The sequence below is a fragment of the Trichococcus shcherbakoviae genome, from assembly GCF_963666195.1.
GTDB lineage: Bacteria > Bacillota > Bacilli > Lactobacillales > Aerococcaceae > Trichococcus > Trichococcus shcherbakoviae.
In genome coordinates this window covers 2062486-2078334 of record NZ_OY762653.1, presented here as the reverse complement: position 1 = coordinate 2078334, position 15849 = coordinate 2062486, and the positions used below count along the sequence as shown (strand labels likewise).

At 48.1% G+C, this 15849-nt stretch carries 11 protein-coding genes and 3 rRNA genes; 4 read left to right on the top strand and 10 right to left on the bottom strand.

Annotated elements, in window-relative coordinates:
- Window positions 1-2: 2 nt before the first annotated feature.
- Both ACKPBX_RS09960 and ACKPBX_RS09955 read left to right on the top strand, forming a co-directional pair.
- The gene (locus tag ACKPBX_RS09960; RefSeq protein ID WP_319995267.1) at window positions 3-611 is read left to right on the top strand and encodes an alpha/beta hydrolase; all 609 of its coding nucleotides are present in this window, start codon (window positions 3-5) and stop codon (window positions 609-611) included.
- A 31-nt stretch (window positions 612-642) separates the two neighbouring features.
- Window positions 643-939: a DUF896 domain-containing protein gene (locus ACKPBX_RS09955; RefSeq protein WP_086629470.1), complete on the top strand. Its 297-nt coding sequence runs from the start codon at window positions 643-645 to the stop codon at window positions 937-939.
- A 57-nt stretch (window positions 940-996) separates the two neighbouring features.
- On the opposite strand, the gene ACKPBX_RS09950 is transcribed toward ACKPBX_RS09955, so the two are convergent.
- The 6 genes from ACKPBX_RS09950 to ACKPBX_RS09925 form a co-directional block, all read right to left on the bottom strand.
- Window positions 997-2061 (bottom strand): acyltransferase family protein, encoded by a 1065-nt coding sequence (locus tag ACKPBX_RS09950; RefSeq protein ID WP_319995266.1) that lies wholly within the window; start codon window positions 2059-2061, stop codon window positions 997-999.
- Between the two features lie 140 nt (window positions 2062-2201).
- The gene (proS, locus tag ACKPBX_RS09945) at window positions 2202-3641 is read right to left on the bottom strand and encodes a proline--tRNA ligase (RefSeq protein ID WP_086629474.1); all 1440 of its coding nucleotides are present in this window, start codon (window positions 3639-3641) and stop codon (window positions 2202-2204) included.
- A 335-nt stretch (window positions 3642-3976) separates the two neighbouring features.
- Window positions 3977-4540, bottom strand: a complete 564-nt coding sequence (locus ACKPBX_RS09940; protein ID WP_086629476.1) for a GNAT family N-acetyltransferase — start codon at window positions 4538-4540, stop codon at window positions 3977-3979.
- Between the two features lie 95 nt (window positions 4541-4635).
- Window positions 4636-5997: a class II fumarate hydratase gene (gene fumC / locus ACKPBX_RS09935; protein ID WP_119093835.1), complete on the bottom strand. Its 1362-nt coding sequence runs from the start codon at window positions 5995-5997 to the stop codon at window positions 4636-4638.
- A gap of 51 nt (window positions 5998-6048) precedes the next feature.
- Window positions 6049-7671: an NAD-dependent malic enzyme gene (locus ACKPBX_RS09930; protein WP_407702596.1), complete on the bottom strand. Its 1623-nt coding sequence runs from the start codon at window positions 7669-7671 to the stop codon at window positions 6049-6051.
- Window positions 7672-7768: 97 nt separating this feature from the next.
- Complete coding sequence (locus ACKPBX_RS09925) at window positions 7769-8344, bottom strand: acyl-CoA thioesterase (RefSeq protein ID WP_233436863.1); 576 nt, start codon at window positions 8342-8344, stop codon at window positions 7769-7771.
- Window positions 8345-8516: 172 nt separating this feature from the next.
- On the opposite strand from ACKPBX_RS09925, the gene ACKPBX_RS09920 reads away from it, so the two are divergent.
- Complete coding sequence (locus ACKPBX_RS09920) at window positions 8517-8951, top strand: universal stress protein (protein WP_319995264.1); 435 nt, start codon at window positions 8517-8519, stop codon at window positions 8949-8951.
- Window positions 8952-9103: 152 nt separating this feature from the next.
- On the opposite strand, the gene ACKPBX_RS09915 is transcribed toward ACKPBX_RS09920, so the two are convergent.
- Entirely contained in the window at window positions 9104-9955 is an 852-nt protein-coding gene (locus ACKPBX_RS09915) for a DUF4352 domain-containing protein (RefSeq protein ID WP_086629482.1), read from the bottom strand.
- A 203-nt stretch (window positions 9956-10158) separates the two neighbouring features.
- Between ACKPBX_RS09915 and ACKPBX_RS09910 the strand changes: the two genes are divergently transcribed.
- A complete protein-coding gene (locus ACKPBX_RS09910; RefSeq protein ID WP_086629483.1) occupies window positions 10159-10770 on the top strand; it encodes a CAP domain-containing protein in 612 nt (203 codons plus the stop codon).
- Window positions 10771-10842: 72 nt separating this feature from the next.
- Here the strand turns inward: ACKPBX_RS09910 and rrf are convergent.
- The 3 genes from rrf to ACKPBX_RS09895 form a co-directional block, all read right to left on the bottom strand.
- Window positions 10843-10958: ribosomal RNA gene (gene rrf, locus ACKPBX_RS09905) — 5S ribosomal RNA — on the bottom strand.
- Between the two features lie 92 nt (window positions 10959-11050).
- Window positions 11051-13964, bottom strand: a 23S ribosomal RNA gene (locus ACKPBX_RS09900).
- Window positions 13965-14174: 210 nt separating this feature from the next.
- Window positions 14175-15733, bottom strand: a 16S ribosomal RNA gene (locus ACKPBX_RS09895).
- The 16S, 23S and 5S rRNA genes sit together here, the layout of an rRNA operon.
- Window positions 15734-15849 lie beyond the last annotated feature (116 nt).

Sequence of the window (15849 nt, the reverse complement as noted above, 5' to 3'; positions counted from 1 at the left end):
AGATGAATCATCAACATATTTTCAAACAAGGGAATCCGGAAAGGCCTTTGCTGCTGTTATTGCACGGCACGGGCGGAACCGAACACGACCTGTTTTTCCTCGGAGAGGCGATCGATCCGGAAGCTTCTCTGCTGGGTGTGCGCGGAAACGTGACCGAATCCGGCATGAACCGATATTTCCGCCGTTTGGCAGAAGGTGTATTCGACGAAAATGACCTGGATTACCGCACAAATGAATTGATTGCGTTCCTGGAGGAAGCCTCCAAGGAATACGGTTTCGGCCGGAATAACATCGTTGCGATCGGGTACTCAAATGGTGCAAATATCGCCGGGAGTATGATATACTCTTTCAAAGATGTTGTCAAAGGGGCCATCCTTCATCATCCGATGGTGCCGTTCCGCAATCGTCAATTGCCTGATCTGCATTCCCTTCCTGTCTTTATCGGTGCGGGCACAAATGATCCGCTTTGCGCACCGGAAGAAAGCACGGAATTGAAGGCAACACTAGAAGGAGCCGGCAGTGAGGTATCCATTTATTGGGGAAATGCTGGACACTCACTGACGAACGAAGAGGTTGTTGCAGCGAAAGCTTGGTACAACAAACACTTCTGATCTCTCCTTCCACATGAGAGGAGAAACATAAATGGAAAAACTATTGAACAGAATCAATGAATTGGCCCGTAAAGCCAAAACGGCGGATGGTCTGACCGAAACCGAAAAAATCGAGCAGCAGCAACTGCGTCAAACTTACATCAAATCGTTCCGCAGTTCTTTTGATGAAATCCTTTTGAATTCAAAAGTTTATGATCCCGAGGGTAATGACATTACGCCCAAGAAACTGGTCGAAGCTCAAAAAGACAAACGCCGGACTGATGTGAAAAACATTTTGGGCGGGGAAAAAATCGTGCACCTGCACCCAGAGGATGCCGATAAAAAATAGCAACGAAAAAGAAGAGATCATCCATTTCAGTTTGGATGGTCTCTTCTTTTTTAATAGTTATCCAGTATTTACAGTAAATTCCCTAAACGGCACTCTCCTCAAAATATAAGGAAAGAATCTGTTGATCAATTCGATCATCACAACATTCATGATCATGCTTAAAATACAAATCATGACATCATAGGAATATCGCTCAAAAGACATCCCCGTCATACCTAGAATATTCTTTGAAATTTCTGTTAGCGGAACAATCGACTGAGTTCCCATAATTATCATTGAATTTCTGCCAAAATACTCTAAAACCCTATTATTCGGAATGATAAATTTAAAGAACAGCAGCGTGGAAACAGTGCCCAGTAATGCGCACACATAGTAGAGTACTGGATTATTCAGGACAGAATAATGTAAATCTACCGAGGGGTTGCTTTGTGCTAAAAAGAAATTGGCGACAAACATCACAATCCCCAAAATGATCAGTCTCGGTTTGTTGGCACCAGTAGCTGCCTTCTCTAATTTTCCAAAGAGGCTGTACCCGAACCAGATAAAAACAGTTCCAATCAAAGACCGATTAAACATATTGTAGAATCGTTCTAAATACGTGGTCAGCAAGTCTCTTTCAAGCGGAATAGCAACCTGCAAATACATTCCACTCACAGAAGTCAGCAACACTAAACAACCAACTAAGAGGATGCTCCTCTTATGTCCTCTGAATATCATCAGAAAAAAGATTTCCGCCATCAGCAACGCTGGTAAAAACCATATTGCACCATAACCATCCAGACTTAATGTATCTATGATAACTTGTATGATAAAATTAGCATCTGCATGTCCGTGCTTCAGTTGATCAACCACTAACCATATCAATGTTATCAAGCTAAATGTGAAGTATGGATACAACAACTGTACTGACCGCTTCTTAACATTCACCCATAAGCCGGTGCTTAAACAATTATTTTTATAAGCCATCAACATTCCGGATAACACAAAAAATAGCGGCATATGAAATGAATAAATCCAGTTGTTTAGAGGATTATTCCCCATATCAATGTGTCCCAAAACAACCAATATGATAGCGACACCTTTAGCGCAGTCTAAATAAGTCATTCTTTGCATTTTCTTCATTTCGCCTTCCTGCCATTCCGTTTTGATGATCAAAACATTATGTATACTTTTCATAAACAATTGAGGTTTGCTGCCAATATTCAGAGAATACGGCAACAAACCTCATTTATTTTACTCTATAGCTTTCAATATTCACTGTTTTAGTATGCTCTTGCTAACCAGACTGTGTGTTTAGCTGGCTTGCCTGATACGATACAGGTTGTTTTTTCGACTGGTGGGTTGAAAGGCATGTTGCGGGTCGTGAAGCCAGTTTCTTCCTTGATTTTTGCTTCCGTTTCAAGCTCGCCGTCCCATCCTGCCAATACGAAACCAGGCACTTCGCCAGCTGCTCGCTTAGATTCGATGTGGGCTTTCAGTTCATCCAATGTATCGATGTTCGTGTATTCATTGGCTTTGCGGTTTTCGCGGGCTGTTTCCAAGAGACGGACTTGCATGTCATCCAATGCTTTCGGAACGAAGTCCATGATCTCATCCAAGGATACCGCCACTTTGTCGGAAAGATCACGCATTTTCACCATGACTTGGTTGTTTTCCATATCGCGTGGCCCGAATTCGATGCGAATCGGTACGCCCTTCAGTTCCCACTCGTTGAATTTGAAGCCAGGCGAGTTATCGCTGTCGTCCAAGAGAACGCGGATACCGGCAGCCTTCAGATCCTTTTGCAATACTTCCAGACGTTCCACGATTTCAGGTTTCTTCTTCCATGGGCCAACCGGCATCAAGACAACTTGCTTTGCTGCGACCTTAGGAGGCAAAACCAATCCTTGGTCATCGCCATGAACCATGATCAGCGCACCGATCAAACGTGTGGAGACGCCCCAAGAAGTAGTATGCGCATAAACGTGCTCGTTATCGCTGTTCAAGTATTTGATGTCGAATGCTTCCGCGAATTTCGTGCCCATATAGTGGGAAGTCCCGGCCTGAACCGCTTTTCCGTCTTTCATCATCGCTTCTACGGAGTAGGTATCCACCGCACCTGCGAAACGTTCTGAAGGCGTTTTTTGCCCTTCGTAGACAGGCACTGCCAACAAGCCTTCGATGACTTCTTTGTAGACTTGCAGCATGCGCATGGTGCGACGGCGCGCATCTTCTTCATCGGCATGGGCAGTATGTCCTTCTTGCCAAAGGAACTCGGAAGTGCGCAAGAACGGCAAGGTTTTCTTTTCCCAACGGAACACGTTCGCCCATTGGTTGATTTCCATCGGCAGATCGCGGTAAGAATTGATCCAGTCACCGAAAGCCGTACCGATCATCGTTTCCGATGTCGGACGCAAGGCCAAGCGTTCTTCCAATTTTTCGCCTGCAGCTTCCGTTACCCATGGCAATTCCGGGCTGAAGCCTTCGATATGGTCTTTTTCTTTTGTGAAGAATGATTCCGGAATCAGCATCGGGAAGTAAGCGTTACGGATGCCTTCCTCTTTGAAACGTGCGTTGAATTCTTCCTGGATATGTTCCCAAATTTCATAGCCGTCCGGTTTGAAGATCATGCAGCCGCGTACAGGTGAATAATCCATCAGATCAGCTTGTTTGATGGTTTGGATATACCATGCCGAAAAATCTTCTTTTTGTAAAGTACTCATGTTTTTCCTCCTGATTTTTAATATTTTTATTTGATTGCAAAAAAATAAGCATAATCCATCCTTAACAAGGACGAAATATACTTTCCTGATGTATTTCCGCGGTACCACCTTCATTGGCCTTCATTATTTGCGAAAGCCCAACTCAACATCTGGTAACGGCAGAAAACCGGCCATATTTCTACGGCATACTGTCAGGTAGGTTCAACGAATCAGTGGGGGTCCCTCTTCCAGCCTAGGAAAGACTCTCTTTACCCATCATCCATTTACTGTTCCTTACATTCAATCACTAATTATTGTATGAGAAAAGCTCCGAAATAGCAATGCTTTTTTACGGTTCAGACTTCCCTCGCTTGTTGGAAATATTCTTCCTTCAAAATTCCATAATAAGCCATGTCGCAGCTGCGCCCTTTGAAGACTTTGTGTCTGCGCAATATCCCTTCCGATTGCATCCCTAGCCGCTTCATCACTTCGCCCGAAGCCGGGTTCAGGATATCATGCATCGCAAAGACTTTTTCCAGTTCCAAAACTTCAAAAGCCAGCGCTGTGATGAGCTTTCCCGCTTCCGTCATATAGCCGTTCCCGCAGTACCCCTTGTTCAAGGTGTAGCCTATTTCCGCAATGCGGTCAGTCGGGTTCGGACGGATATCGATTGTCCCGATCATCTTTTTGGTGTCCTTCACTACAATCGCATACTTTCCAGCCGGCGCCGCCATAAAGTAATTCGCGATGGCCTCTTCCGTCATCGCCCGATCACGATGCGTTTCGAAGACAAACCGGGTCGTTTCCTCATCGGAAGCATATTCGAACATATCCGGAGCATCCGCCAACCCGACTGGACGCAGCAAAATCCGTTCACCTTCCAGGGTGCTGTGCTTCATCAATTCTAAGGTTATATCCATGTTTAGGGCCTCCTGTGTTTGATCTGTTTCAAAACAATAGACAACAAAAACGGATCGACTGGACTTGCCTGCCGATCCGCACTTCGCCGAAAAAATTAAACCATCTTCATCGGATCCACGTACTTATCAAACTCTTCAGCAGTGACATGCCCCATCGCGACAGCCGCCTCTTTCAAGGAAGTGCCGTCCACAAAAGCCTTCTGAGCGATCTTGGCTGCTTTCTCATAGCCGATGTACGGGTTCAAGGCAGTCACCAGCATCAAGGAATTGGTCAGGTTATAGTTGATTTTGTCCTGTTCCGCCTTGATTCCGCTCGCACAGTTTTCATCAAAGCTGATCAGTGCATCCGCAAGCAGGCGGACAGACTGCATGAAGTTGTTCACGATCAGTGGCATATAGGTGTTCAGCTGGAAAGAACCTTGCGAAGCCGCAAAGCCGATGGCGCTGTCGTTGCCCATCACTTGGATGCAGGCCATCGTTACGGCTTCGGATTGGGTCGGATTGACTTTTCCAGGCATGATCGAACTTCCCGGCTCATTCATCGGGATGCTGATTTCGCCGATGCCGCTTCTCGGGCCGCTCGCCAGCCAACGGACATCATTGGCGATTTTGTAGAAATTGGCCGCCAAAGCTTTGACTGCCCCGTGCGTATGCACAAAAGCATCCTTGCTGGTCAGCGCATGGAATTTATTCTCAGCTCCGACGAATGCTTCGCCCGTGCGTTCCGCAACTTTTTCGATTGTTTTTTGGATGAAGACCGGATCGGCGTTCAGTCCCGTTCCGACCGCTGTGCCGCCTAAGGCTACTTGGCGCATGTATTTCAAGGAGTCCTCGATCATGGACATGGTTTCTTCAAGCATGACGCGCCATGCGCTGATTTCCTGGCCTAATGTCAATGGCGTAGCATCCTGCAGATGGGTACGGCCCAATTTGACGATCGCCGCATTCTCTTGCTCCAAGCGGGTCAGGGTGCCGATCAATTGTTCAATCGCCGGATACAGCTTGTTTTTTATGTAGAGTACGCCGGCAATGTGCATGGCAGCCGGGAATGTATCATTGGAGCTCTGGCCCTTGTTCACGTGGTCGTTGGGATGGATGCCGCCGTCGACAAGCTGGTTGCCCCGGTTCGCCAGCACTTCGTTGACGTTCATATTGGATTGCGTGCCGCTTCCGGTCTGCCATACGGACAAAGGAAATTGATCGTCCCACTTACCTTCAAGCACTTCATCAGCCGCCAAAAGGATGCCCTTTGCCACAGTCTCGTCCAACAAACCGACTTCATGGTTTGATGCCGCGGCAGCCCGCTTGATTTCGACCAATGCGTAGATGACTTCCATCGGAATCTTTTCGATGCCGATTTTGAAGTTTTCCAGACTGCGTTGCGTCTGTGCACCCCATAATTTATCCGCTGCTACTTTTACTTCCCCTAATGAGTCATGTTCAATCCGATATTCCATTCATCCCGTTCCTTCCTGTCGGTTCTTCCGTTTTTGGACGTGCTTTTTTTCCTAATATTCCGCTTTCCAGATGGCAGCTTCGACAGCTTCCATCGGGTCCGTTATTTCAACGCCATGTACGCCGTCTTCGATGGCAGCTTGGATGACGGCTGCCGCAACCAATTTCGATGCTTCGCGCAACTGGGAAACCGGCGGCAAAATCGCTGCTCCCGCTTCCTCCAAGTTCTGCAGGGAAGTGATGCCGTGCGCGGCAGCGGAAAGCATCCTGTCGGTTACAGTCTTGGCTTTTGCGATGACGATCCCGAAGCCCAAGCCCGGATACAATAGGGCATTGTTCGCCTGGCCAATTTTATAGTCCACACCATTGTATGCGATCGGATCGGAAGGGCTGCCGGTAACGACCAACGCTCTCCCCTCGGACCAAGCAATGACATCTGAAGCCTTTGCTTCACATAATCTGGTCGGATTCGAGATCGGCATGATTGCAGGTCGTTCATTGTATGCTGCCATCTTTTCGACGACTGCTTGCGTAAAGGCACCGGCTTGACCTGATGTTCCAATCAGCACGGTCGGTTTGACGGCATCGATGATTTCAGCCAAATCGGTCAGCTGCGTAGGGAATTCATCCGCGGTGCGCGCATACTTTTGCTGACCCGGCGTAAGGTCTGCCATATTATCGGTGACCAAACCGTAACGATCGACCATGTAAAACTGTTTGCGGGCTTCCTCGCTGTCGGCCCCTTGGAGCAACATCTCCATGAGAATTTGGTCGGAAACGCCGACGCCGGCAGTCCCGCCTCCGAAAACAAGGATTTTGTGTTCCGTAATCGGCTTATCGGTGATCCGGACCACCGAATCCATTGCAGCGGACATCATCACGCCGGTCCCTTGGATATCATCATTGAACGTGCAGATCTTATCGCGGTACTGTTCCAATATATTGGCGGCGTTATCGCGGCCGAAATCTTCCCAGTGGAACAATACATCCGGGAACAGCGCAGAAGCCTCTTCAACGAATGTTTCGATGAATGGGTAATAAGCCTCCCCGGTCACGCGTTTGTGCTTGTTGCCGAGATAGAACTGATCTTCCAACAGCTCTTCGTTGTTTGTGCCCGCATCGATCACAATCGGCAACACCTGTTGCGGATTCAATCCCGAAGCGACTGTGTAGACGGCCAGTTTCCCGACCGAAATCGCGATGCCTTGGATGCCCCAATCGCCGATGCCCAACACCCCTTCGCCATCCGTGATGACCATCATTTTGATTTCTTCATCCATACCTTTGCTGCCGTTCAGCAAAGCGCTACGGATAGCTTCCGGACGATTCACATCCAAATACACCGCGTCCTGGGGAATCTGGTAATCCCGCGAATAATTCATGACTGTGTCGGCAATGGTCGGCGTATAGATTACCGGCAACAACTCCGTCACATGTTTCCCGATGACATGGTAAAAAAGCACACGGTTCTGGGCGTAGATATTCATCAGGTGCTTCTGTTTGGAATAGGCATCTGTCAGTTGACCCAGTTGGGCATAGACAATCTCTCCCTGCTCTTCCAGTGTACGGACTGCTGTCGGCAACAAACCTTCCAGTCCCAAAGTTGCCCGTTCTTCCAAAGTGAATGCGGTCCCTTTATTCAAAAATGGCTGACCCAATAAATCTTTTCCGATAATTTTCGACACGTTGACACACTCCTGCTCCATCATTTGTATGTATTTCTTTCCATGCTTTTCAGATCAAGGCTTGGCGTACTGTTTCTGTCGGCAAACGCTAATCTGCCCAAGGTATTTCTATTGTGAGATGCTCATGCAGCTCTTTTTGGTAGTCCAGATCGGCTCTACGTTTTTGCCGTCTTTCTTCATATCCGCTGTTGATGAATTTTTCCTCGACCGTTTCCGGTACGATTTTCGGAAGGCAGACTTTATTGCCATTTTCATCAGGTAGCGCCACAAAGGTCAAAAAGCAGGTTGCCGCCAAGTAACGTTCTCCCGTCCGAAGATTCTCTCCCGTCACTTTTGTGAAGATTTCCATGGACGTCTTCCCTGCTCCGGACACAAACGTATCAATGCAGACCGAGTGCCCTGTCGGAAGCGGCTTGATGAAGTTCAATGTGTCCACCGATGCGGTCACATTTGTCGTACGACCGAAACGCTCTCCAGAAATTGCCGCACAATCATCGATCATGCTCATCAGTTTACCGCCGAACAAAGTACCGTGGTAATTTGAATCGAACGGAAAGACATGGTGTGTCTGAATCACCTTCGTCTGCCTGCAATATCTGCTCTCCCGCTCTTGGTTCGTTTCCGTCATATCCGTCTTCAATCCTCTCTTGTTTCGTAAATTCATTTTAGCATGCTTCATTTATTTTTAATAGTTCCGCCAACCAAACAATTCTCGTCCTTTTCATGTGTTTTTCACATGTTTTTCCCGTGTACCCCGCTTTCCTTTCAAACAGTGTTGTTGTAAAATTAACTTAGGAAGCGTTTTCTGAACAAAATCAAAAAAGGAGCGGGTAGAAATGTTAGCAGAATACAAAAATATTTTGGTTCCCGTTGACGGTTCAGGTCAGTCAGAAGATTCGTTCAAAAAAGCTATTGCCATTGCCAAACGCAATAACGCCGCGTTACACCTTATCTACGTCAAGGACACACGAAATGTTCCTCTTAGCCCTGAATATGAATCCAGATTGACGGAAGCATACAAGGACATGGAATATGAATTCCTCGATGAAATGATGACATTCGCCACAAATGAAGGGATTGAAATCAAGAAGTCTGTAACCAACGGCAACCCAATGACGTTGATCGCTGAAGCATTTCCAAAAGAATATAACATCGATCTTATTGTCATCGGAGCGACCGGCAAAGGTGCAATCACCAGGGCTTTTGTTGGATCGGTCTCTAACTATGTGGTCCGTCATGCACCGTGTGATGTTTTGGTTGTCCGTACCTAAAAGTAGCGCACAATTTTTGCAGCCGTACCTCAGAAAACGTAAGAACAGCCCTGTACAGCTTTCGCTGCACAAGGCTGTTTCCTTTTATGCACTAATTAGCACAAACCTTTTACGGGACAATTTTCCGTAGTTTTTCGATATCATTCAGTCAGCTAGATATCATTGACTGTCCCGCCCGCTTCCTCACTGTCGATCCAAGCGCCATCAAAAAATTGGATGGCATACGGCCCTTCACTGGTGATGTCAAAATAAACCTTATCTGTGAAGGACTCTCCAGGTGCGACAGAATGCAGCCAGAAATGGGTATAGCGCAAAGGCAGGTTTTTCCCCTCGGCATCAAGTGCCGAAAAGTAGTTGGGCGCGATATAGGTATCGACGCTGCCATTGTTGACATATTGTATTTCCACTTCCAATAGTCTTTTGCCAAGCGGGTTGAGTTCTTCCAGCGCATCTATTTCCCGGATTTCCGTTACCGTCACCAATTCATTTATCCCGGAATCCTCGCTCAAAAAGTTTTGCGCTTCGCCTTCATTGACCGTAAAAGCAGGCGGGGTTATCGTTGGGTTATCATTGGGTATAAAAGTTATGGTGACATAGCTTTCAGGTGCAAGATCAGCCAGTTCGATCCCGGTATCGCCATAGAGTACGGATGTATCCGTCGTGAAGGTAATTTCCGTCTCGACTCCAGGCCCTTGATAAGGATAATCGAACTCCCACACGTTGTTCGTCTCGCGGTAGTCGACAGCCGTTCCTTCGATGATGGTCGTCACTTGATCATACCCTTCAGCGGTACCTTCTAAAGCAAAATAGTTGTACTTGTCGCCTCTGGTGATTCCGTCCTTAACACCGCTGGAAAAAAGAATCGTTTTAGTTACACTTTCCTCAGCCTCAACCGTAGATTCTTCGCTCACCAAAGAATCTACGGTTGCACTTTCAGTTTCATTTTGGCATGAAGCAAAAATACCGACACAGGCAACAAGCAACAATCCAAACCTTTTGTTCATAGGAATTCCCCCTTCAGCAATCCGCACAACAGGTTTCCATCTTTCGATTCTTACCCCCATTTTAGCAAATTAACCGACAAAAAACGAATTCCGGACTTTCTTCAGGACATTACGCGGAGAAATGACTATAATGGAAGCATACTTAATTCCTTAAGAGATTCCTCAGGGATAAGCCATTCGAAAATCAGAAAGGAGCGTTGCGGATGCGTTTAATAAAAGGCCTGCTGTTCACTGGCATAGCTGCACTAGTGGTCGGATACGGAATAAACCCAACCGCCTTTAACGAAAAGTTCCCCTTTTTGGAGCAGGCAGTCCAATCAGACGTGACCGAAAAAATAAAAGTGCTGACAAGTCCTGGAGGCGTCGATCTGCTCACAGCGCCATTCACCCGACCTGATGAAATCGACTATACACTAGTGGAAGACAAAATAATGACTTTGCTGAATGAACTCCGCCTGGAGCAAGGGCTGCTTCCCCTCACGAAGAACGAAACGCTTAAAGCGGCAGCCGATCACCGAGCCATTGAAACCCAGACATCATTTTCGCACACCCGGCCGGACGGGACAGATTTTTACACAATCATCCTGACAGATGATTACTGGTACCCTTATCAAACTGTCGGAGAAAATCTGGCAATGGCAACCTATTTCAAGGACGAAGCAGGTATGGCTGAATTTTTGTTCGATGGATGGGTGGAAAGCGAAGGACATTATGCCAATATGGTTCATCCCGATTTCCTCGAGGTAGGCATCGGCGTCCATTATGACGGGGAATTCCTGTATGCCGTACAAATTTTCGGAAAACAAAATCAATAAATTGAATTAATCCGAAAAAATGCAAAAAAAAAAGCAAGCATCAGGAATATCCTGCATGCTTGCTTTTCGTTTGCGCGGCAACGTCCTACTCTCACAAAGGGAAACCCTTCACTACAATCGGCGCTAAGAAGCTTAACTTCTGTGTTCGAGATGGGAACAGGTGTGACCTTCTTGCCATCGTCACCGCACATTTTTCAAGAGAACGTTGTTCTCTCAAAACTGAATCTACAAAATTAAAGGGAACCCGAAAACACCGCTTGAGTTTTCTTCTTTTTAAAAATTGGTTAAGTCCTCGACCGATTAGTATTGGTCCGCTCCATACATCGCTGTACTTCCACTCCCAACCTATCTACCTGATCATCTCTCAGGGGTCTTACTCACTTAAAGTGATGGGAAATCTCATCTTGAGGGGGGCTTCACGCTTAGATGCTTTCAGCGTTTATCCCGTCCACACATAGCTACCCAGCGATGCTCTTGGCAGAACAACTGGTACACCAGCGGTGTGTCCATCCCGGTCCTCTCGTACTAAGGACAGCTCCTCTCAAATTTCCAACGCCCGCGACGGATAGGGACCGAACTGTCTCACGACGTTCTGAACCCAGCTCGCGTACCGCTTTAATGGGCGAACAGCCCAACCCTTGGGACCGACTACAGCCCCAGGATGCGATGAGCCGACATCGAGGTGCCAAACCTCCCCGTCGATGTGAACTCTTGGGGGAGATAAGCCTGTTATCCCCAGGGTAGCTTTTATCCGTTGAGCGATGGCCCTTCCATGCGGAACCACCGGATCACTAAGCCCGACTTTCGTCCCTGCTCGACTTGTAGGTCTCGCAGTCAAGCTCCCTTCTGCCTTTACACTCTACGAATGATTTCCAACCATTCTGAGGGAACCTTTGGGCGCCTCCGTTACATTTTTGGAGGCGACCGCCCCAGTCAAACTGCCCGTCTGACACTGTCTCCCTGCTCGCTAAGAGCAGCGGGTTAGAGTGGTCATATCACAAGGGTAGTATCCCACCGTTGCCTCCTCCGAGACTGGCGTCCCGGTATCATTGGCTCCTACCTATCCTGTACATGTGATACAAACACGCAATATCAAACTGCAGTAAAGCTCCATGGGGTCTTTCCGTCCTGTCGCGGGTAACCAGCATCTTCACTGGTACTATAATTTCACCGAGTCTCTCGTTGAGACAGTGCCCAAATCGTTACGCCTTTCGTGCGGGTCGGAACTTACCCGACAAGGAATTTCGCTACCTTAGGACCGTTATAGTTACGGCCGCCGTTTACTGGGGCTTCAATTCAAAGCTTCGCTTGCGCTAACCTCTCCTCTTAACCTTCCAGCACCGGGCAGGCGTCAGCCCCTATACGTCATCTTTCGATTTTGCAGAGACCTGTGTTTTTGATAAACAGTCGCTTGGGCCTATTCACTGCGGCTGACCTTGCGGTCAGCACCCCTTCTCCCGAAGTTACGGGGTCATTTTGCCGAGTTCCTTAACGAGAGTTCTCTCGCACACCTTAGGATTCTCTCCTCAACTACCTGTGTCGGTTTGCGGTACGGGCAGTTACTTTCTCACTAGAAGCTTTTCTTGGCAGTGTGACATCAGGAACTTCGCTACTAAATTTCGCTCCCCATCACAACTTGTCCTTGAGAGAAAAAGCATTTCACTCGTTCTCAGACTTGTTGCTTGGACACACATTTCCGATCGTGTGCATTCCTTAGCCTCCTGCGTCCCTCCATCGCTCAAACAAAAGCAACTGGTACAGGAATATCAACCTGTTGTCCATCGCCTACGCCTATCGGCCTCAGCTTAGGTCCCGACTAACCCTGGGAGGACGAGCCTTCCCCAGGAAACCTTAGTTATTCGGTGGACGGGATTCTCACCCGTCTTGCGCTACTCATACCGGCATTCTCACTTCTAAGCGCTCCACCAGTCCTCACGATCTGGCTTCGATGCCCTTAGAACGCTCTCCTACCACGGAACCCGAAGGTTCCATCCACAGCTTCGGTGATCTGTTTAGCCCCGGTAAATTTTCGGCGCAGGGTCACTCGACTAGTGAGCTATTACGCACTCTTTAAATGATGGCTGCTTCTGAGCCAACATCCTAGTTGTCTGTGCAACCCCACATCCTTTTCCACTTAACAGATACTTTGGGACCTTAGCTGGTGGTCTGGGCTGTTTCCCTTTTGACTACGGATCTTATCACTCGCAGTCTGACTCCCGGATCTAAATCAATGGCATTCGGAGTTTATCTGAATTCGGTAACCCGAGAAGGGCCCCTAGTCCAAACAGTGCTCTACCTCCATGATTCGCATATCCGAGGCTAGCCCTAAAGCTATTTCGGAGAGAACCAGCTATCTCCAAGTTCGATTGGAATTTCTCCGCTACCCACACCTCATCCCCGCACTTTTCAACGTGCGTGGGTTCGGTCCTCCAGTGCGTATTACCGCACCTTCAACCTGGACATGGGTAGGTCACTTGGTTTCGGGTCTACGACCTCATACTTATTCGCCCTATTCAGACTCGCTTTCGCTGCGGCTCCGTCTTTTCAACTTAACCTTGCATGAAATCGTAACTCGCCGGTCCATTCTACAAAAGGTACGCCATCACCCATTAACGGGCTTTGACTACTTGTAGGCACACGGTTTCAGGTACTGTTTCACTCCCCTTCCGGGGTGCTTTTCACCTTTCCCTCACGGTACTGGTTCACTATCGGTCACTAGGGAGTATTTAGCCTTGGGAGATGGTCCTCCCGGATTCCGACGGAATTTCTCGTGTTCCGCCGTACTCAGGATACTGGTAGAGCTGTTTTGGATTTCGCATACGGGGCTATTACCCTATGTTGCGCAACTTTCCAGTTGGCTTCTGCTATCCATTGCAGTCTCATGTCCCAGTCCTACAACCCCAAAGAGCAAGCTCTTTGGTTTGGGCTTTTCCCGTTTCGCTCGCCGCTACTAAGGGAATCGAATTTTCTTTCTCTTCCTGCAGGTAATGAGATGTTTCAGTTCCCTGCGTGTTCCTCGATACACCTATGTATTCAGTGTAACGTAATATCCTATCAAAGATATTGGGTTGCCCCATTCGGAAATCTCCGGATCAAAGCTTACTTACAGCTCCCCGGAGCATATCGGTGTTAGTCCCGTCCTTCATCGGCTCCTAGTGCCTAGGCATCCACCGTGCGCCCTTATTCACTTAACCTATGGTTAAGCTCGCCATTGCTGGCTTGCTAACTTATTTCGTTAAAAACTCATTTAAGTTAACTTAAAACGCGGTAAAATGTTTAGGTTTCTTACTTTATTTTTGTAGTATTCAGTTTTCAAAGAACAAATTTTCTTGCTTGAGAGATTGATCTCTCAAAACTGAATAAAGAATGATTGAACCAAGCAAGGATTCCATTATATTCCTTAGAAAGGAGGTGATCCAGCCGCACCTTCCGATACGGCTACCTTGTTACGACTTCACCCCAATCATCTGTCCCACCTTAGGCGGCTGGCTCCAAAAAGGTTACCTCACCGACTTCGGGTGTTACAAACTCTCGTGGTGTGACGGGCGGTGTGTACAAGACCCGGGAACGTATTCACCGCGGCGTGCTGATCCGCGATTACTAGCGATTCCGGCTTCATGCAGGCGAGTTGCAGCCTGCAATCCGAACTGAGAATGGCTTTAAGAGATTCGCTTGACCTCGCGGTCTTGCTGCTCGTTGTACCATCCATTGTAGCACGTGTGTAGCCCAGGTCATAAGGGGCATGATGATTTGACGTCATCCCCACCTTCCTCCGGTTTGTCACCGGCAGTCTCATTAGAGTGCCCAACTGAATGCTGGCAACTAACAATAGGGGTTGCGCTCGTTGCGGGACTTAACCCAACATCTCACGACACGAGCTGACGACAACCATGCACCACCTGTCACTTTGTCCCCGAAGGGAAAGTCCTATCTCTAGGTTTGTCAAAGGATGTCAAGACCTGGTAAGGTTCTTCGCGTTGCTTCGAATTAAACCACATGCTCCACCGCTTGTGCGGGTCCCCGTCAATTCCTTTGAGTTTCAGCCTTGCGGCCGTACTCCCCAGGCGGAGTGCTTAATGCGTTAGCTGCAGCACTGAAGGGTGGAAACCCTCCAACACTTAGCACTCATCGTTTACGGCGTGGACTACCAGGGTATCTAATCCTGTTTGCTCCCCACGCTTTCGAGCCTCAGCGTCAGTTACAGACCAGAGAGTCGCCTTCGCCACTGGTGTTCCTCCATATATCTACGCATTTCACCGCTACACATGGAATTCCACTCTCCTCTTCTGCACTCAAGTTCCCCAGTTTCCAATGACCTTCCACGGTTGAGCCGTGGGCTTTCACATCAGACTTAAGGAACCGCCTGCGCTCGCTTTACGCCCAATAAATCCGGACAACGCTTGCCACCTACGTATTACCGCGGCTGCTGGCACGTAGTTAGCCGTGGCTTTCTGGTCAGATACCGTCAAGGCTGGAGCAGTTACTCTCCAACTTGTTCTTCTCTGACAACAGAGTTTTACGATCCGAAAACCTTCTTCACTCACGCGGCGTTGCTCCGTCAGACTTTCGTCCATTGCGGAAGATTCCCTACTGCTGCCTCCCGTAGGAGTTTGGGCCGTGTCTCAGTCCCAATGTGGCCGATCACCCTCTCAGGTCGGCTACGTATCATCGTCTTGGTGAGCCATTACCTCACCAACTAACTAATACGCCGCGGGTCCATCCATAAGCGACAGCACAAAGGCCGTCTTTCCTTTCTCGATCATGCGATCAAGAAAACTATGCGGTATTAGCACCCGTTTCCGGATGTTATCCCCCTCTTATGGGCAGGTTACCCACGTGTTACTCACCCGTCCGCCACTATCTCCTCAGTGGAAGCAAGCTTCCATAGAAAAGACCGTTCGACTTGCATGTATTAGGCACGCCGCCAGCGTTCGTCCTGAGCCAGGATCAAACTCTCATGTAAATGTGGACTCTTGTACAGAAATCCTACATGTAAAAGCTGATAGCTCTTAATTTCTTGCTGACTTTATGTTTGCGATACTAAGTATCGTCTTCGTTTGCTTCGACCGAAGTCTAAGC